This is a genomic window from Pseudomonas sp. SDO5215_S409, assembly GCF_054071325.1.
In genome coordinates this window covers 47,199-66,418 of the sequence record NZ_JBSVWN010000004.1, presented here as the reverse complement: position 1 = coordinate 66,418, position 19,220 = coordinate 47,199, and the positions used below count along the sequence as shown (strand labels likewise).

At 62.1% G+C, this 19,220-nt stretch carries 15 protein-coding genes and 1 pseudogene; 9 read left to right on the top strand and 7 right to left on the bottom strand.

Features of this window, described 5'->3' with window-relative positions:
* Positions 1–31: 31 nt before the first annotated feature.
* The 5 genes and pseudogenes from aroK to pilM form a co-directional block, all read right to left on the bottom strand.
* Entirely contained in the window at positions 32–550 is a 519-nt protein-coding gene (aroK, locus tag ACW9H9_RS03160) for a shikimate kinase AroK (RefSeq protein WP_457341559.1), read from the bottom strand.
* A 4-nt stretch (positions 551–554) separates the two neighbouring features.
* Positions 555–1,808, bottom strand: a pseudogene (locus tag ACW9H9_RS03155) (type IV pilus secretin PilQ); the annotation flags it as partial.
* 145 nt (positions 1,809–1,953) lie between these two features.
* The gene (locus ACW9H9_RS03150; RefSeq protein ID WP_457341558.1) at positions 1,954–2,961 is read right to left on the bottom strand and encodes a pilus assembly protein PilP; all 1,008 of its coding nucleotides are present in this window, start codon (positions 2,959–2,961) and stop codon (positions 1,954–1,956) included.
* Entirely contained in the window at positions 2,958–3,506 is a 549-nt protein-coding gene (locus tag ACW9H9_RS03145) for a PilN domain-containing protein (RefSeq protein WP_457341557.1), read from the bottom strand. Before ACW9H9_RS03145 ends, ACW9H9_RS03150 begins: the two co-directional genes overlap by 4 nt.
* Positions 3,506–4,159, bottom strand: a complete 654-nt coding sequence (gene pilM / locus ACW9H9_RS03140; RefSeq protein ID WP_457341556.1) for a type IV pilus biogenesis protein PilM — start codon at positions 4,157–4,159, stop codon at positions 3,506–3,508. The genes ACW9H9_RS03145 and pilM overlap by 1 nt, the downstream gene beginning before the upstream one ends.
* 219 nt (positions 4,160–4,378) lie before the next feature.
* On the opposite strand from pilM, the gene ACW9H9_RS03135 reads away from it, so the two are divergent.
* Positions 4,379–6,841: a penicillin-binding protein 1A gene (locus ACW9H9_RS03135; protein ID WP_457341680.1), complete on the top strand. Its 2,463-nt coding sequence runs from the start codon at positions 4,379–4,381 to the stop codon at positions 6,839–6,841.
* 82 nt (positions 6,842–6,923) lie between these two features.
* On the opposite strand, the gene ACW9H9_RS03130 is transcribed toward ACW9H9_RS03135, so the two are convergent.
* Together ACW9H9_RS03130 and rpmE are read right to left on the bottom strand one after the other, a co-directional pair.
* Positions 6,924–8,192, bottom strand: a complete 1,269-nt coding sequence (locus ACW9H9_RS03130) for a malic enzyme-like NAD(P)-binding protein (protein WP_457341555.1) — start codon at positions 8,190–8,192, stop codon at positions 6,924–6,926.
* Positions 8,193–8,466: 274 nt separating this feature from the next.
* Entirely contained in the window at positions 8,467–8,685 is a 219-nt protein-coding gene (rpmE, locus tag ACW9H9_RS03125; RefSeq protein WP_457341554.1) for a 50S ribosomal protein L31, read from the bottom strand.
* 199 nt (positions 8,686–8,884) lie between these two features.
* On the opposite strand from rpmE, the gene ACW9H9_RS03120 reads away from it, so the two are divergent.
* The 8 genes from ACW9H9_RS03120 to phaZ all read left to right on the top strand — a co-directional run bounded on the left by ACW9H9_RS03120 (position 8,885) and on the right by phaZ (position 19,170).
* Complete coding sequence (locus ACW9H9_RS03120; protein WP_457341553.1) at positions 8,885–11,104, top strand: primosomal protein N'; 2,220 nt, start codon at positions 8,885–8,887, stop codon at positions 11,102–11,104.
* Positions 11,105–11,291: 187 nt separating this feature from the next.
* Complete coding sequence (argS, locus tag ACW9H9_RS03115; RefSeq protein ID WP_457341552.1) at positions 11,292–13,028, top strand: arginine--tRNA ligase; 1,737 nt, start codon at positions 11,292–11,294, stop codon at positions 13,026–13,028.
* Position 13,029: 1 nt separating this feature from the next.
* Entirely contained in the window at positions 13,030–13,731 is a 702-nt protein-coding gene (locus tag ACW9H9_RS03110; protein ID WP_457341551.1) for an SPOR domain-containing protein, read from the top strand.
* A gap of 177 nt (positions 13,732–13,908) precedes the next feature.
* Positions 13,909–14,439 carry an ATP-dependent protease subunit HslV gene (gene hslV, locus ACW9H9_RS03105; protein WP_457341550.1) on the top strand — a complete coding sequence of 177 codons (531 nt, stop codon included), beginning with the start codon at positions 13,909–13,911 and terminating at the stop codon, positions 14,437–14,439.
* 39 nt (positions 14,440–14,478) lie between these two features.
* Positions 14,479–15,813 (top strand): ATP-dependent protease ATPase subunit HslU, encoded by a 1,335-nt coding sequence (gene hslU / locus ACW9H9_RS03100; protein ID WP_457341549.1) that lies wholly within the window; start codon positions 14,479–14,481, stop codon positions 15,811–15,813.
* An 86-nt stretch (positions 15,814–15,899) separates the two neighbouring features.
* Entirely contained in the window at positions 15,900–16,277 is a 378-nt protein-coding gene (locus ACW9H9_RS03095; protein WP_457341548.1) for a gamma-butyrobetaine hydroxylase-like domain-containing protein, read from the top strand.
* 249 nt (positions 16,278–16,526) lie between these two features.
* Positions 16,527–18,206: a class II poly(R)-hydroxyalkanoic acid synthase gene (phaC, locus tag ACW9H9_RS03090; protein ID WP_457341547.1), complete on the top strand. Its 1,680-nt coding sequence runs from the start codon at positions 16,527–16,529 to the stop codon at positions 18,204–18,206.
* A gap of 118 nt (positions 18,207–18,324) precedes the next feature.
* Positions 18,325–19,170: a poly(3-hydroxyalkanoate) depolymerase gene (gene phaZ, locus ACW9H9_RS03085; RefSeq protein ID WP_457341546.1), complete on the top strand. Its 846-nt coding sequence runs from the start codon at positions 18,325–18,327 to the stop codon at positions 19,168–19,170.
* The last annotated feature ends 50 nt before the right edge of the window (positions 19,171–19,220 follow it).

The window sequence follows — 19,220 nt, the reverse complement described above, 5'->3', positions numbered from 1 at the left end:
ACGCCGAGAATAGCGCATTTCGAGTGAGGCTTTAACGGGGCGGCAACTGCTGCAAGCGCTCGAGAATATCGAGGACCACCATGCGCGGTGGCCGCTCATCGGTTTCCACCACCAGATCGGCGATTTCCCGATAAAGCGGGTCACGCAGCGTCAGCAGGTCCCGCAGGGTTTTTGCAGGGTCGGCCGTGCGCAGCAACGGGCGGTTGCGATCGCGTGCGGTGCGGCCCACCTGCTGCTCGACCGAGGCATGCAGGTAAACCACGCGGCCGCCTGCGTGCAACGCCCGGCGGTTTTCGTCACGCATCACCGCGCCGCCGCCGGTGGCCAATACCACGCCGTCGCATTCGCACAGCTCGGCAATCATCGCCTGCTCGCGGTCGCGAAAGCCCAGTTCGCCTTCCTTATCGAAGATCCACGGGATATTGGCACCGGTGCGCAATTCAATTTCCTTGTCGGAATCCTTGAATGGCAGGCGCAGCTCTTTGGCCAGTAAACGGCCGATGGTGCTTTTTCCAGCGCCCATCGGCCCAACAAGAATCAAATTTCGCACAGAATCAACGACTCACAGCAATCGCCTGGTTGTTCATAATACGCGGAGTCAGAAATACCAACAGCTCGGATTTCTTCTGCGCGACCCTGTCCCGTCGGAAAAGGCGGCCAAGATACGGCACATCGCCCAAAAATGGCACCTTATCTACCACTTTGCTTTGGGTGTCAGAGAAAACCCCGCCAATCACGATGGTTTCGCCATCCTTGACCAGCACCTTGGCATTGACCTCGTTTTTCTTGATCGGCGGCACGTCATTGAGCTTGTTCAGGTAATCGGGCTCATCCTTGGTCACTTTCACGTCCATGATCACCCGGTCGTCCGGGGTGATCTGCGGCGTCACCTCCAGTGACAGCGAGGCCTCCTTGAACGACACCGAGGTGGCGCCACTGGCGCTGGATTCCTGATAGGGAATTTCAGTGCCTTTGAGGATGCGTGCGGTTTCCTTGTCAGACGTGACCACCTTGGGCTGCGAGACGATTTCCCCGTTGCCCGTTTTCTCCATGGCCGTCAGCTCCAGGTCCAGCAACACGTTATCCGAGATAAAGGCCAGCCCCAGGCCAGAGGTTCCGCCCGTTGCGCCCAAGTCCACAAACGGCGCGCTCGGGGCGTTTTGCGGCGGCTCAGCACCTTCCGCCGGCGCCTTGTTGATTCCGCCTGCGCTCCACTGGCCCCGGCTGGCCAACCCACCCCAGCGCACGCCCAGGCTTTTGTCGTAATCGACATTGGCCTCGACGATCCGCGCCTCGATCATCACCTGCCGCACCGGGATATCCAGCTGCGCGACGATACGGCGCAACTCTTCCAGGCGCTCGCGGGTCTGGTAGGCAATGATGTTGTTGGTGCGATCGTCCACCGCCACCGAACCGCGCTCATCGGTGGTGCCCTCGGGCCCGGTCACCGACTGGAACAGCCTGGCCAGGTCTGCCGCCTTGGCGTAATTGACCTGCAGCAGCTCACGGCGCAGTGGCGCAAGGTCGGTCATTTGTTTGCGCGCCTCAAGGGTGAGCAATTCCCTGGCGGCGAGTTCCTCTGCCGGGGCCACCAGCAGCACATTTGCCGTCACGCGCTTATCCAGGCCCTTGGTTTGCAGCACAAGGTCCAGCGCCTGGTCCCACGGCACGTCCTTGAGGCGCAGCGTGATAGAGCCTTGCACGTCATCACTCGCCACCAGGTTCAGCCCGGCAATGTCGGCGATTTGTTGCAGGACGGTACGAATTTCGATGTCCTGGAAGTTGAGGGTCAGCTTCTCGCCGCTGAACCCGCGATTGGGCGGGGTGCTGACGGGCGGGGGCAGGCTGATCAGATCGATTCGGGCAGGCACAGCCATGACCATCGGTGCTGTGAACGCTATCCATAGCGCCACACCGAAGGACGAAAAAGTCCTTTTCATTTGTTTGCTTCCGTTATGAATTCACAGTGAGAAACAGGGTTCGCGAGCGCTCCAGCCAAGCCCCCTCGCCATCGGGAAATAACTCGGCCAACTCGACATGGTCATCGTCAATGGCCGTTACCCGGCCATAATCCGGGCCCAGGTAATCGCCGACACCCAGGCGGTGTACCGCCGAGGCGCCCCGCAACAAGGCAAAGGTGTGGCCGCCACGGGACACTGTGCCGACCATGTCGAACTGCTCCACCGCAAAACCTTCCAGAAACCCGCGCGGCCGCCGCACATCAGGCGCCGCAGCCGGGCGGCCCGAGGGACGAGCCAGCTGGACAGCCGCTGGCTGGAACGGGTCGCGCAGGGAGGCAGGGTCATAGGTAAAACGCGGCGCAGGCGGAGTTTCTCCGCTTGCCAGCGAGCGCAGGTCTGCGTCGCCTTGCGGGTTGTAGCGGTAGGTCTTGGCCAACACGTCCAGGCGCAGCACAGCTTCGTTTGCGCTGATCTTCATGTCATGCACGGTGACGATGCGCGACAACCCGCCCAAACCACTGATAAAACCCGCCAGGTCGTGATACTGCCCCGCCACACTCATCTGCAAGGGCAGTTCGACATACAGCGGCTGCGGCTGTTCATCCAGCAGCGTGATGGCCGAAAGCACCAGGCCATTGGTGCTGCCCAGCCGGGTGATGTCCTCAAGCAGGCCGGGCACCTCGGTGTCGATGGGCAGTTGTCGCAGCTGCCGGGCAAACGCGGCCCGACTGGCCTCGAGCTCACCGGTCACCGCCACCAAGCGCGCGGCCTGCACGGTTTTAAGGCTCAGTTGCTCGCTCAACACCACTTCCTGTGCCTGGTGCCGATTCAACACGTCCCGCGCCGTGCTCAGGTACAGCACATCCCCCAGCCCGACGAGCAGGCAGAACACACCGACGCCCAGCAGCGCCTTGCAGGGCACTGGCCAGTCGGCGGTCATTCGGTAGAGTGTGGCAAGGTCGAGGGACGTCAGTCTTTTAAAGCCTGACGCGAGGCTCATCGTGCAGCCTCGCTGGGCTCCACTTGCCGAACCCTCATCTGGAAGCGGTTGTCATCGCCCTGCGCACCCTGGACTTGTTGCAGCTTGGGCGCCTGCAAACCGTCAGTTTGCTCCAGGCCGCGCATGAGCCGGGCAATATCGTGATTCGATTCAGCGCTGCCGCTGATCTCGACCACACCATCCTGCACATTCACTTGCCGCAACTGCACGCCTGGCGGCACCGCGCGGGCGAGCTGGTCAAGCAACTCGCCGCCGGTCGAGCGGTCTTGCTGCAGGTCCTGGACAACCTTCATGCGCTCCATCACCTGCTGACGCTGCTCGTGCAGCTCGTCGATGGTCTTGATTCGCGAGTCCAGCACCGTGACGTTCTTGCTCAAATGATTGTTACGCGCCACCTGGCGGTCAATCGCCTGGTCGATCACCTGATCGGCCAGCCACACGGCCGCCAAGGCCACACAGCTGATCGCCAGTAAAAACATCAGGAAATATTTGCGTCGTCGTACGCCCCGCTCTTCACGCCACGGCAACAAGTTGATTCGTGTCATCAATCGAAACTCCTCAGGGCCAACCCGCAGGCAACTCCCATTCCCTGGGCATCTACAGCCCATTGCGCATCATTGACCCCATGGCCTGACGCAACGCAGGTCAAAGACTGACCGTTGGCGCGAGCCAATGCAAATGCTTCAACATCCACCACCCGCGTCGTCAGCCCCGCCAGGGCCAAGACCGCCTCACGCGCCTCGACCTGCTCCTTGAGACACGCGACAACCAACACCTCGACCCGCCCCGCATCATGGGCCGAAATGCCCCGTATCTGAAAGTCGAGCGCCATGTCGTCCAGCGGATAAGGAATGTATTGGTCGGCTTCCAGGTGGATTCGCCGCATCATTTCATCGTCATCAAGCCCTGTTTCCAGCTCGACGAGCCGCGTAATGACCGAAGGCCCCGCCACGGCGACGGCGGCATTTCGAAGCGAAGTGCGCAGTTGAGACAGCGCCTGGCCCAGTGCCTGGGCCACGGCGTCGAGGTCCAGCAGGTTGCCGTCGACCACCGCCTGCGCGGGCAGCGGCTGTGTGGCCCAGGCCCTGACTGCGCAGGCATTGGCTCCTCCGGCCAGTTCCACCAGCCTGATGCAGGTGTCGTTGATGTCCACGCCAATGACGGCGTCGGTTTTTCGCCCGAAAAATCCCTTTTTCATAAAACTCCCTAAAACTTTGCCGGTCTTACGGCCTGATTGCGGCCATAGTGAATGCATTCGGTCGACTTGTTTAAGCCGCACGAATGACGTCCCAAGCCGAAAAATGCTTTAATGCGCAGCGTTTTTTCTAGCGTTTATCCGCATGCCGGGCCGATCCATTGCTTGTCGTGCAGGCCCGACGCCTAACCCATTCTTTTCTCTGGAAATCCAAAAGCCTTGATTCGTCTGCTGAAGTTTTTCGGGTACTCCATTGTCGCTATCGTTTGCGGGCTTGTGCTCGTCCTGAGCGGTGCGTATCTCTACCTTAGTCCGGGTTTACCCTCCGTAGAGGCCCTGAGAAGTATCCAGTTGCAGATTCCTTTGCGGGTCTACAGCAGCGATGAAAAACTGATCGCGGAGTTCGGCGAAATGCGCCGCGCCCCGATCCGTTTCGCCGAAATTCCGCCCAATTTCATCAACGCCCTGCTGTCGGCTGAAGACGACAACTTCGCCAACCACTACGGCGTGGACCCCAGCAGCCTGGTGCGCGCCGCGACCCAACTGCTCAAGAGCGGGCATATCCAGTCGGGCGGCAGCACCATCACCATGCAGGTGGCCAAGAACTTCTTCCTGACCAGCGAGCGCAGTTTTTCCCGCAAGGCCACGGAAATTCTCCTGGCGCTACAGATCGAACGCCAGCTGACCAAGGACGAGATCCTTGAGCTGTACGTCAACAAGATCTACCTGGGCAACCGTGCCTACGGGATCGAGGCGGCTTCGCAGGTGTACTACGGCAAGTCGATCCGCGACGCCAGCCTGGCGCAGATGGCGATGATCGCCGGCCTGCCCAAGGCCCCTTCGCGCTTCAACCCGCTGGCCAACCCGGCGCGCAGCAAAGAGCGGCGCGACTGGATCCTGGGGCGCATGTACAAACTGGGCAAGATCGACCAGGCCGCTTACGAAAGCGCCGTGGCCGAGCCGCTCAATGCCAGCTATCACGTGCCGACGCCGGAAGTGAACGCGCCGTACATCGCCGAGATGGCCCGCGCCGAAATGGTCGGCCGTTATGGCAGCGAGGCCTACACCGAAGGTTTCCGCGTGACCACGACCGTTCCGAGCGACTTGCAGGAAATGGCCAACAAGTCGGTGCACGAAGGCCTGATCACGTATGACCAGCGTCATGGCTACCGGGGCCCCGAGTCGCGCTTGCCAGGCAAGACTGACAGCGCCTGGGCCACCGAACTGGGCAAGCAGCGCCCGATCAGTGGCCTGGAGCCCGCCATCGTCACCCAAGTGAAGAAAGATGGCGTGCAGGTGCTGACGCGCTCCGGCGAAGAGCATGTGTCGTGGGACAGCATGAAGTGGGCCCGCCCGTTCCTGAACACCAACAGCATGGGCGCCGCGCCCAAGCAGCCGTCGGACGTCGCACAGGTCGGCGACCTGATCCGCGTTCAACGCCAGAAAGACAACAGCCTTAAATTCAGCCAAGTGCCGCTGGCACAGGGTGCCCTGGTATCGCTTGACCCGCAGAACGGCGGCATCCGGGCGCTGGTCGGTGGCTTTGCCTTTGAACAGAGCAACTACAACCGCGCCACCCAGGCCAAGCGCCAGCCGGGCTCGAGCTTCAAGCCGTTCATCTACAGCGCCGCGCTGGATAACGGCTACACCGCCGCCAGCCTGGTCAACGACGCACCGATCGTGTTTGTCGACGAGTACCTGGACAAGGTCTGGCGCCCGAAAAACGACACCAACACCTTCCTGGGGCCGATCCGCATCCGCGAGGCGCTGTACAAGTCGCGCAACCTGGTGTCTATCCGCCTGCTGCAAGCGATGGGCGTAGGCAAGACCATCGACTACATCACCCGCTTTGGCTTCAACAAGCAGGACCTGCCGCAAAACCTGTCGCTGGCCCTGGGTACTGCAACGCTGACGCCGATGGAAATCGCCACCGGCTGGAGCACGTTTGCCAACGGCGGTTACAAGATCACCCCGTACCTGATCGACAAGATCGAAAGCCGCAGCGGCGAAACCCTCTACACCGCCAACCCCGCGCGCGTACCGGGTGACGTGGTCAACGGCGTGGCCGCCACCGATGGCCTGGCCGCACCGAGCAATGGCGGCATCACCATCGAGCCGACGCCCGGCCAAGCCCCCGCGGCGGCCGCACAGGCTCCGCAAGAACCTCAGGCACCGGCCGTGGCCGAGCGCGTGGTGGACGGTCGCACCACGTACATCCTCAACAGCATCCTGGAAGACGTCATCAAAAAGGGCACCGGCCGCCGCGCCCTGGCGCTGAACCGCCCGGACATCGCGGGCAAGACCGGTACGACCAACGACTCCAAGGACGCCTGGTTCTCCGGCTACAACGCCGACTACGTGACCACCGTGTGGACCGGTTACGACCAACCGGAAAGCCTGGGGCGCCGCGAGTTTGGCGGCACCGTCGCACTGCCGATCTGGATGAGCTACATGGGCGCCGCCCTCAAGGACAAGCCGCCGCACACCCAGGCCGAACCTGAAGGCATCCTCAGCCTGCGGATCGACCCCGTGAGCGGCCGCGCCGCCGCGCCGAGCACGCCGAACGCCTACTTCGAGCTGTTCAAGAGCGAAGACACGCCGCCGTCGGTCAATGAGCTGGGTAACGGCACGGCCCCGGGCAGCCCGCTGCCGGCGGACGAATCGGCGCCAATCGATCTGTTTTAACGGGGGCAGCGGCAAGCCGTTCGCTTGCCGCCCGCCCATAAAAAAACCGGCTCGAAGGCCGGTTTTTTTATGGGGCGACTAATCAGCCGTTAAACACGTCATCCACGCTTTTGAGCGGATAGTGCTTTGGATACGGCAGGGTGGCCACACCGGTCTCGATGGCGGCTTTTGCCACGGCATCGGAGATCAGGGTGATCAGGCGCTTGTCCATTGGTTTTGGGATGATGTAGTCACGGCCAAATTCCAGCTTGATGCCGCCGTAGGCGTCGCACACTTCCTGCGGCACCGGCAGCTTGGCCAGTTCGCGCAGGGCGTTGGCGGCGGCCACTTTCATCTCTTCGTTGATGCGCTTGGCGCGAACGTCCAGGGCACCACGGAAGATGAACGGGAAGCCCAGTACGTTGTTGACCTGGTTAGGGTAGTCCGAACGACCGGTGGCCATGATCACGTCGCTACGGGTGGCGTGAGCCAGCTCCGGGGAGATCTCAGGGTCCGGGTTGGAGCACGCGAACACGATCGGGTTGGCGGCCATGGACTTCAGGCCTTCAGCGCTCAGCAGGTTCGGGCCAGACAGACCGACGAACACGTCGGCGCCGTCCAGTGCGTCTGCCAGGGTGCGCTTGGAGGACGGATGAGCAAACATCGCCTTGTACTGGTTCAGGTCGGTACGCTCGGACTGGACCACGCCCTTGCTGTCGACCATGTAGATGTTTTCCAGCTTGGCGCCCATGCTCACCAGCAATTTCATGCAGGAGATAGCAGCGGCGCCCGCGCCCAGGCAGACGATTTTGGCGTCGGCGAGGGTCTTGCCAGCGATTTCCAGGGCATTGATCATGCCCGCAGCGGTCACGATCGCGGTGCCGTGCTGGTCATCGTGGAATACCGGGATGTCGCATTGTTCGATCAAAGCCTTTTCGATCTCGAAGCACTCAGGTGCCTTGATGTCTTCCAGGTTGATGCCACCAAAGGTGATGGAAATGCGCTTTACGGTGTCGATGAAAGCCTGTGGGCTCTCGGAATCGACTTCGATGTCAAATACGTCGATGCCGGCAAAGCGCTTGAACAGCACGCCTTTACCTTCCATGACTGGCTTGGAAGCCAATGGGCCCAGGTTACCCAGGCCAAGAATCGCGGTGCCATCGGAAATCACTGCAACCAGGTTGCCCTTGCCGGTGTATTTGTACGCCAGCTCCGGATCGCGAGCGATTTCGCGCACGGGCTCGGCGACGCCAGGGCTGTAGGCCAGCGACAGGTCACGTGCGGTGGCGGTGGCTTTGGTGAGCTCTACACTCAGCTTTCCTGGACGAGGATTGGCGTGATATTCGAGAGCGGCAGTTTTCAAATCAGACATATCGGATTCCGCTTTTACTGTTGGTCGACGGACCGCCGAGGATACGCGTGTCGTAAAGTCCTCACAAGACTGGGCAGTCACAGGTGTCAAGGGCCCAACTGTACGACTTTTGGCCAAGAGCCACGGGATACAAGGGCTCAACTGTTCACAATATATTTAAAAAATGTCTACAATTTTTTCATCCATCAAATCGCAGGCACAAAAAAGGCGTCCACGAGGGACGCCTTTTTCATCAGCCTGAAAAAACCGTAGCGGTTTTTCGGGTTGATCGGCCTTAGGCCTTTTTGGCACCGAAAGCACCGAAACGGTCGGCGAACTTCTGAACGCGGCCGCCGGTGTCCAGAGTCTTCTGCTTACCGGTGTAGAACGGGTGGCACTCGTTGCACACGTCGATCGACAGAGGCTTACCAAAGGTCGAACGGGTTTCGAACTTGTTGCCACAGCTGCAAGTAACAGGAATGGCTGGGTATTCTGGATGGATATCGGCTTTCATGGTGTTTCCTCGGGCTAGCGTGCCGCCACTCAACACTATTGTCGAATACCGCACGTAATTAGGCCGCGGATTCTACCAGACCTTTTTAAACACGCAAGCGGGCCACTGAACCCTTTCATCCGAAACCCGCATACCCAACACCCCCCTCCTCTGCTAGGCTCCCGCCCTTGTTTATCGCCCGCCTCGATGAGAACCCCGCGTGCCCGACGCCATTTTGCGCCTTGCCTTGCCTTCGCCCCTGCGCCGCCTGTTCGATTACCGGGCGCCCGCCGGAGCATCGCGGGCGCAGTTACAGCCGGGCATGCGGGTACGGGTGCCGTTTGGTCGACGCGAGATGATCGGCATTCTGGTGGAAGTGGCCGAGCACAGCGAAGTGCCTGCCGACAAGCTCAAGCCGGCCCTGGCCCTGCTCGACACCACACCGCCGCTGCCGCCCGCGCTGTTCAAGCTGTGCCTGTGGACATCGCAGTATTACCAGCACAGCCTGGGCGACACCCTGAGCTGGGCGCTGCCGGTGCTGTTGCGCCAGGGCGAGTTGGCCGAGGCGCGCCAGGAGCGTTTCTGGTCGGTGACGCCCGGCGCGCGCCTGGACGACCCGCGTGTGGCCCGCGCGCCGCGCCAGCGCGATGCCTTGGCGACGCTGGCCCAACACCCTCACGGCGTTGCCCACCCGCTGTTGAGCAAGCTGATGCTGAGCAAGGACAGCCTGGATTTGCTGCTGGCCAAAGACCTCGTGCAGGTCGAAGTGCGCCGTCACAAACCCGTCCAACGCCATGAACACTGGCTGGCCCAGCCCGAGCTGCCGCTCAACAGCGAACAACGCGCCGCCTTCGAGGCCATCCGCGCAGGCTTCGATGCCTTCCATGCGTTCCTGCTGGCGGGCGTCACCGGCAGCGGCAAGACCGAAGTCTATTTACAGCTGATCCGCGAAACCCTCGAAGCCGGCAAACAGGCGCTGGTGCTGATCCCCGAAATCAACCTGGGCCCGCAGACCCTGGCGCGCTTCGAACAGCGCTTCAATGCCCGTATCGCCCTGGTGCATTCGGCGGTCAACGACCGCGAGCGCCTGGAGTCCTGGCTGGCCGCCCGGGACGGCGAGGCCGACATTATTATCGGCACCCGCTCGGCCCTGTTCACGCCGATGAAAAACCCCGGCCTGATCATCATCGACGAAGAACACGACGGCTCTTATAAACAGCAGGAAGGCCTGCGCTACCACGCCCGCGACCTGGCGCTGGTGCGCGCTCGCCAGGAAAACATCCCGATTGTGCTGGGCTCGGCCACGCCCTCCCTGGAAAGCCTGCACAACGCCTACACCGGGCGCTACGGCCTCCTACGCTTGAATGAGCGCGCAGGCGGCGCCAAACAGCCGCGTTTCCTGCGCCTGGATGTCAAAAGCCGTCCGCTGGACAGCGGCATTTCCGGCCCCATGCAACAAGCCATCGGCCAGACCCTGGCAGCCGGCCAGCAAGTGCTGGTGTTCCTCAACCGCCGGGGTTTTGCGCCCACCCTGCTGTGCCACGATTGCGGCTGGATGTCGGAGTGCGAGCGCTGCGACGCACGCATGACCGTGCACCAGCGCTACGGCGAGCTGCGGTGCCATCACTGCGGCCATGTGGAGCGGGTGCCGCGCCATTGCCCGCAATGCGGCAAGGTCGACCTGCGCCCCGTCGGCGCTGGCACCGAACGGGCTGAAGAGCGCCTGGGCATCCTGTTTCCGGACTACCCGGTGCTGCGGGTCGACCGCGACAGCACCTCGCGCAAAGACGCCATGAACCAGTTGTTCGCCACCATCCACAAAGGCCACCCGTGCATCCTGGTGGGCACGCAAATGCTCGCCAAGGGGCACCACTTTCCGCGGGTGACGCTGGTGTCGATCCTGGACGCCGACGGCGGGCTGTTTTCCGGGGATTTTCGCGCCAGTGAGCGCATGGCGCAGTTGATCGTGCAGGTGGCAGGCCGCGCCGGGCGCGCCGAAGAGCCGGGCAAAGTGATCATCCAGACGCACCTGGCCGACCACCCGCTGCTCATCCAGCTCACCGAGCAAGGCTACTTTGCGTTTGCCGAACAAGCCCTGAGCGAACGCCGCGCCGCGGGCTTGCCGCCGTTTGCGCACCTGGCCCTGTTGCGCGCCGAAGCCCACAAACCCGGGCAAGCCGAGGGTTTTCTGGACGAGGCCTGCAGCGAGGCCGAACGTTTGCTGGCCGAGTCGGGCCTGACCGGCATCGAATTGCTCGGCCCGGTGCCCGCCCCCATGGAGCGCCGCGCCGGGCGTTATCGGGCTCAGCTACTCTTGCAGGCAACGGCGCGTGCGCCATTGCATCGTCTATTAAGCAGCTGGTTGCTTGCCCTGGAACACATGCCCAGCGGACGACAAGTGCGCTGGTCGCTGGATGTGGACCCGGTCGATCTGTACTGATGAGCCCGCCCGCCGCCACATGGAAATCTCTTCACAAATCAAAAATACGGGAGCGGGCCTGCCCGCGATGAGGCCCGCAGGTCCGTCAACCGGTCTGAACGGTTGGCAAGCCTGCCCTCGCCACGGATAATGCCCAGTTTTTCCACCCGCGCATCCGCGCCGCCGCTTGCGGTCGAAAGAGAACAGCATGAAAGACACCATTCGCCAGTTGATCCAACAAGCCCTCACCCAACTCGTCAACGAAGGTGTGTTGCCTGAAGGCCTGACGCCGGCGATCCAGGTGGAAAACACCCGCGACAAGACACACGGCGACTTCGCCAGCAACATCGCCATGATGCTGGCCAAGCCTGCGGGCATGAAGCCGCGCGACCTGGCCGAAAAAATCATCGCCGCCCTGCCGGCCGACCCGCAGGTGAGCAAAGCCGATATTGCAGGCCCAGGTTTTATCAACTTCTTCCAGAACACCCAGGCCCTGGCGCAGCGCCTGGACGCTGCCCTGGCCGACGCACACATTGGCGTGCGCAAGGCAGGCGCCGCCGAGCGCGTGGCCATCGACCTGTCGGCCCCCAACCTGGCCAAGGAAATGCACGTAGGCCACTTGCGCTCCACCATCATCGGTGACGGCGTGGCGCGGGTGCTGGAGTTTCTCGGCGACACCGTGATCCGCCAGAACCACGTGGGCGACTGGGGCACCCAGTTCGGCATGTTGATGGCGTACCTGCAGGAAAACCCGATCACCAGCAACGAGCTCTCGGACCTGGAAAACTTCTACCGCGCCGCCAAGAAGCGCTTCGACGAGTCCGAAGCCTTCGCCGACCGCGCCCGGGGCCTGGTGGTCAAGTTGCAAGCGGGCGACCCGGAATGCCTGGAACTGTGGACGCGTTTTCGTGACATTTCGCTGTCCCACTGCCAGGAAATCTACGACCTGCTCAACGTCAAGCTGACCCCGGCCGACGTCATGGGCGAAAGCGCCTACAACGATGACCTGATCAACGTGGTCAATGACCTGCGGGCCAAGGGCCTGCTGGTAGAGAGCAACGGCGCCCAGTGCGTGTTCCTCGAAGAGTTCAAGACCGCCGATGGCGAGCCGTTGCCGGTGATCATCGTCAAGGCCGACGGCGGCTACCTGTACGCCACCACTGACCTTGCCGCCGTGCGTTACCGCAGTGGCGTGCTCAAGGCCGACCGTGCGCTGTACTTCGTCGACCAGCGCCAGGCGCTGCACTTTCAGCAAGTGTTTGAAGTGGCGCGCCGTGCCGGTTTTATCACGCACCCCATGCACATGGAACACATGGGCTTTGGCACCATGAACGGCGCCGATGGCCGCCCGTTCAAGACGCGGGACGGTGGCACCGTCAAACTGATCGACCTGCTGACCGAAGCCCAGGAACGCGCCTACGCCCTGGTGAAGGAAAAGAACCCGGAACTGGCCGAGGCCGACCTGCGCAACATCGCCCGCGTGGTGGGCATTGGCGCGGTGAAATACGCCGACCTGTCCAAGCACCGCACCAGCGACTACAGCTTCAACTTTGAACTGATGCTGAACTTTGAAGGCAACACCGCACCCTACCTGCTTTACGCCTACACTCGGGCGGCCGGTGTGTTTCGCAAGCTGGGCAAGGACTTCAGCGAAATCGACGGCCAGATCGACCTTCAAGCACCGCACGAGCAAGACCTGGCGGCCAAACTCGCGCAGTTCGGCGAAGTGCTCAACAGCGTGGGCGAGAAGGGCACGCCGCACATTTTGTGCACCTACCTGTACGAAGTCGCGGGCTTGTTCTCCAGCTTCTACGAGAACTGCCCGATCCTGAGCGCGCAAGACGAAGCGCAAAAGCAAAGTCGCCTGCGCCTTGCCGCGCTGGCTGGACGGACCCTCAAGCAAGGCCTGGAACTGTTGGGCCTGGAAACTCTGGAGCGTATGTAAGTTGGCCGCGAAGAAAAAACCTGCACCCAAGCGCGGCGCCAGCCGCTACCAGGCCCCGGCGAAAAAACCGATCCCGGGCTGGTTGTGGCTGGCCATCGGGCTGAGCGTCGGCGCCTTTGTGGTGTTCCTGATGGGGCTCAACCCGGGCAAGGGTGATGACATCAAGCGGGTCAAGCAGGAACAGGCCAAGGCCACCAAGATCGCCGAGGCGAACAAGACCCCGCCCAGCCCGACCCAGCCTGTGAAGCCCAAATATGACTTCTACACGTTGCTGCCCGAGTCAGAAGTGATCGTGCCGCCGGACGCCGTGCCCGAGAAGACCTTGCCGACGCCGCAGGTGCCGACCACGCCGGTAACGCCAGCAGAAGCGGCCAAGATCGACACGGCCCGGGCCCAGGCGGCGCTGGCCGGGATTACCCCGCCGCCACCGCCGCCAGTGGCGGCGACCAAAGCCGCGCCGGTGACCAAGTTCTTCCTGCAGGCCGGTTCGTTCCCCAAACAGGCTGACGCGGACCGGGTACGTGCGCAGATCATCCTGCTGGGGCAGGCGGTGAACGTGGAGTCGGGCACCGTCAAGGACGCCACCTGGTATCGCGTGCTGGTGGGGCCGTTCAGCAACCGTGAGCAACTCACCGCGGCGCAAAAACAGCTGGCAGCGGCGGGCTTTAGCAACCTGTTGTTACAACAACGCCAAAGTCGCTAAAGCCGCGTTCACCCCAGCCAGCGCACTTGCTGGGGTGAACGGGCTCGCCCGGCGCCGTGGGGGCTGCACAGCAGCCTCCCTCCCCACCGCCACCTTCCTACAGTTGAAAATCCCCTCACCACCCCCATATGAGTTTCCATCAGGGCATTTTCGCCCCGCAGCGTGGAGACTCTCCCCTTGACCACCATCGTTTCAGTTCGCCGCCACGGCAAAGTCGTCATGGGCGGCGACGGCCAGGTTTCCCTCGGCAATACCGTGATGAAAGGCAACGCAAAAAAAGTGCGCCGCCTGTACCACGGCCAGGTCCTGGCCGGCTTCGCGGGTGCCACCGCTGACGCCTTTACCCTTTTTGAACGCTTTGAAGGCCAACTTGAAAAACACCAGGGCCACCTGGTGCGCGCCGCTGTGGAACTTGCCAAAGAATGGCGCACCGACCGCACCCTGAGCCGCCTGGAAGCCATGTTAGCAGTGGCCAACAAAGACGCCTCCCTGATCATTACCGGCAACGGCGACGTGGTTGAACCCGAGCACGGCCTGATCGCCATGGGTTCGGGCGGCAATTTCGCCCAGGCCGCCGCCAGTGCCCTGCTGAAGAAAACCGACCTGTCGGCGCGGGAAATCGTCGAAACCGCCCTGGGTATCGCCGCCGACATCTGCGTGATGACCAACCACAACTTCACCATTGAGGAGCAGGACCTCGCCGAATAAGCCCCCGGGCCTATTCTCGCTTGAGGACCGCCAAACACTATGTCCATGACTCCCCGCGAAATCGTCCACGAACTCGATCGCCATATCATCGGCCAGGACGATGCCAAGCGCGCCGTTGCCATCGCGCTGCGTAACCGCTGGCGCCGGATGCAACTGCCCGAAGAACTGCGCGTTGAAGTGACGCCCAAAAACATCCTGATGATCGGCCCGACCGGCGTCGGCAAAACCGAGATCGCCCGGCGCCTGGCCAAATTGGCCAATGCTCCGTTCATCAAGGTGGAAGCCACCAAGTTCACCGAAGTCGGCTACGTGGGCCGCGACGTCGAATCGATCATTCGCGACCTGGCCGACGCCGCCCTGAAGCTGCTGCGCGAACAGGAAATGACCAAGGTCAGCCACCGCGCCGAAGACGCCGCCGAAGACCGCATCCTCGATGCCTTGCTGCCACCGGCGCGCACGTTTGGCGAAGAGGCCGCCCCGGCGTCCGATACCAACACCCGCCAGTTGTTCCGCAAGCGCCTGCGTGAAGGCCAGCTGGACGACAAGGAAATCGAGATCGAAGTGGCCGAAGTGGCTGGCGTCGACATTTCCGCCCCGCCGGGCATGGAAGAAATGACCAGCCAGTTGCAGAACCTGTTTGCCAACATGGGCAAGGGCAAGAAGAAAAGCCGCAAGCTCAAGGTCAAGGACGCGCTCAAACTGGTGCGCGACGAAGAGGCCGGGCGCCTGGTCAACGAGGAAGAACTCAAGGCCAAGGCCCTGGTGGCGGTCGAGCAGCACGGTATCGTGTTTATCGACGAAATCGACAAGGTGGCCAAGCGCGGTAACGCAGGCGGCGTGGACGTGTCCCGCGAAGGCGTCCAGCGCGACCTGCTGCCGCTGATCGAAGGCTGCACCGTGAACACCAAGCTGGGCATGGTCAAGACCGACCACATCCTGTTCATCGCCTCCGGCGCATTCCACCTGAGCAAGCCAAGCGACCTGGTGCCGGAGCTGCAAGGCCGCCTGCCGATTCGCGTGGAACTCAAGGCGCTGACCCCGGGCGACTTCGAGCGCATCCTCAGCGAGCCACACGCCTCGCTGACCGAGCAATACCGCGAGCTGCTGAAAACCGAAGGCCTGGGCATAGAGTTCCAGGCGGACGGTATCAAGCGCCTGGCCGAGATTGCCTGGCAGGTCAACGAGAAGACCGAAAACATCGGCGCCCGTCGCCTGCATACCTTGCTGGAGCGCTTGCTGGAGGAAGTGTCCTTCAGTGCGGGTGACATGGCTGGCGCGCAGAATGGCGAGTCGATCAAGATCGACGCGGCCTACGTCAACAGCCACCTGGGCGAGCTGGCGCAGAACGAAGATCTGTCGAGATACATTTTGTAAGCTTTGAGCGGCACGCTATAAGCTGCAAGTTGATTGTGTTCAACTTGCGGCTTATAGCTTGAAGCTTGCCGCCCGAGGCGCCCCCCATGACCAAACTTCCCACCGCCATTAACCTGCACAAAGCCTCCAAGACCCTCGGCCTTACCTACGGGCCTGACGAGTCCTACCAGTTGCCTGCCGAATTTCTGCGGGTGCACTCACCTTCCGCTGAAGTCCAGGGCCACGGCAAACCGATCCTGCAATTTGGCAAGCTCAATGTGGGTTTGAGCAAGATCGAACCTGCGGGCCAGTACGCGTTGAAACTGACCTTTGACGACGGCCATGACAGCGGCCTGTTCACGTGGGACTACCTCTACCAACTGGCCGTACGTCAGGACGCGCTGTGGGCCGATTACCTGGACGAACTCAAGGCCGCCGGCAAAACCCGCGACCCGGCCGAATCGGTCGTGCGCTTGATGCTCTAAGTCAGGCCTCTTGCTCATTAGTGGGCATTTTCTAATTCCATCTGCTTGAATGCCTCCTCCTGTGGCCAATGATTGGCCGGCTTGCGAAAAATTTTAAACTCGGGTAACCAATGGGGCTGGCAAGTTCCCTGCATTTGACGATGCGGTATCAACGGTCACCCGAGTCGCAGTACCTGGTGTGCACGGTGTAGCGAGAACATGGACACTGCGTCAGCCGGTACTCGTCTTCCGGACAATGGAGCGTCGTAGATGAGTAACAAGACCACCGATGAGTTGAAACGCCAGGCCTCGGAAAACACCCTGGGGCTGAACCCGATCATCGCGTTACGCAAAAAGGATTTACTGGCTTCTGCGCGGATGGTGCTCACCCAGGCCATCAAGCAACCGTTGCACAGCGTCAAACACGTGGCCCACTTTGGCGTGGAACTCAAGAATGTGGTGCTGGGCAAATCCCGGCTCACGCCCGAACAGGACGACCGCCGCTTCTGCGACCCGGCGTGGAGCCAGAACCCGCTCTACCGGCGCTATCTGCAAACGTACCTGGCGTGGCGCAAGGAACTGCACGACTGGATCGGCGACAGCAACCTGTCGGAACAGGACATCAGCCGTGGCCATTTCGTGATCAACCTGATGACCGAAGCCATGGCCCCCACCAACACCGCGGCCAACCCGGCGGCGGTCAAGCGCTTCTTTGAAACCGGCGGCAAAAGCCTGCTCGACGGCCTGTCGCACCTGGCCAAAGACCTGGTGCACAACGGCGGCATGCCAAGCCAGGTCAACATGGGCGCCTTTGAAGTGGGCAAGACCCTGGGCACCAGCGAAGGCGCCGTGGTGTTTCGCAACGACGTGCTGGAGCTGATCCAGTACAAACCCACCACTGAACAGGTGCACGAACGCCCGCTGCTGGTGGTGCCGCCGCAGATCAACAAGTTCTACGTGTTCGACCTGAGCCCGGAAAAAAGCCTGGCGCGCTTCTGCCTGCGCAATAACCAGCAGACCTTTATCGTGAGTTGGCGCAACCCCACCAAGGCCCAGCGCGAGTGGGGGCTGTCGACCTACATCGAGGCGCTCAAAGAGGCCGTGGACGTGGTCACCGCGATCACCGGCAGCAAAGACGTGAACATGCTGGGTGCCTGCTCCGGCGGCATCACCTGCACCGCCCTGCTGGGCCATTACGCGGCGCTGGGCGAGAAAAAAGTCAACGCCCTGACCCTGCTGGTGAGCGTGCTCGACACTACGCTGGACACCCAGGTGGCGCTGTTCGTCGATGAACAGACCCTGGAGACGGCCAAGCGCCACTCCTACCAGGCCGGTGTACTGGAAGGCCGCGACATGGCCAAAGTGTTCGCCTGGATGCGCCCCAACGACCTGATCTGGAACTACTGGGTCAACAACTACCTGCTGGGCAACGAGCCGCCGGTGTTCGACATCCTGTTCTGGAACAACGACACCACCCGCCTGCCCGCGGCGTTTCACGGCGACCTGATCGAGTTGTTCAAGAACAACCCGCTGGTACGCCCCAACGCGCTGGAAGTGTGCGGTACGCCGATCGACCTCAAGCAAGTGACCGCCGACATCTACTGCCTGGCTGGCACCAACGACCACATCACCCCGTGGCAGTCCTGCTACAAATCGGCGCAGCTGTTTGGTGGCAAGGTGGAGTTCGTGCTGTCCAGCAGCGGGCATATCCAGAGCATCCTCAACCCGCCGGGCAACCCCAAGGCGCGCTACCAGACCAGCGAGTCGATGACCGAAAACGCGCTGAACTGGCAGGAAAACGCGACCAAGCACACCGATTCCTGGTGGCTGCACTGGCAGGCCTGGCAGGCAGAACGGGCGGGCAAGTTGAAGAAAGCACCCGCGAACCTGGGGAACAAAACCTACGTGGCAGGGGAAGCGGCGCCCGGGACTTATGTGCATGAGAGGTAGTGGTGAGCGTCACGCCACACGCGGCAAGCCGATCGGGTTCCACTGATGGCTCGCCGCCTGGCACGTGAAGCTTAAAACGTGAAGCTTGAAGCTGCTCCCCTTCCCCAAAGGTAGGCCAATGCCACATCCGTTCATCTTTCGTACTATCGACCTGGATGGCCAGACTATCCGCACGGCGGTGCGCCCGGGCAAGCCGAACATGACGCCGTTGCTGATCTTCAACGGCATCGGCGCCAACCTGGAGTTGGTGTTTCCGTTTGTCCAGGCGCTGGACCCGGACCTGGAAGTGATCGCCTTTGACGTGCCAGGCGTAGGCGGCTCGTCGACGCCGGGCCGTCCCTACCGCTTTCCCGGCCTGGCCAAACTCACCGCGCGCATGCTCGATTACCTCGACTATGGCCAGGTCAACGCCGTAGGGGTGTCGTGGGGGGGCGCGCTGGCGCAGCAGTTCGCCTATGACTACCCGGAGCGCTGCAAAAAACTCATCCTGGCGGCCACGGCGGCGGGCGCGTTCATGGTGCCGGGCAAACCCAAGGTGTTGTGGTTGATGGCCAGCCCCCGGCGCTATATCCAGCCGTCTCACGTGGTGCGCATCGCACCGATGATCTACGGCGGCTCGTTTCGCCGCGACCTGAACCTGGCCGCCGACCACGCCAGCAAAGTGCGCTCGGCCGGCAAGCTGGGCTACTACTGGCAGCTGTTTGCCGGGCTTGGCTGGACCAGCATTCACTGGCTGCACAAGATCCGCCAGCCCACCCTGGTGCTGGCGGGTGACGACGACCCGCTGATCCCTTTGATCAACATGCGCATGCTGGCCTGGCGCATTCCCAATGCGCAGTTGCACATCATCGATGACGGTCACCTGTTTCTGATCACGCGGGCCGAGGCGGTGGCGCCGATCATCATGAAGTTTTTGCAAGAGGAACGTCAGCGCGCCGTGATCCACCCGCGCCCCGCGGTTTAGAGACGTCCAGGAGAGGACACCCCCACCGGGCAAGTTGGGCAAAACCGTCT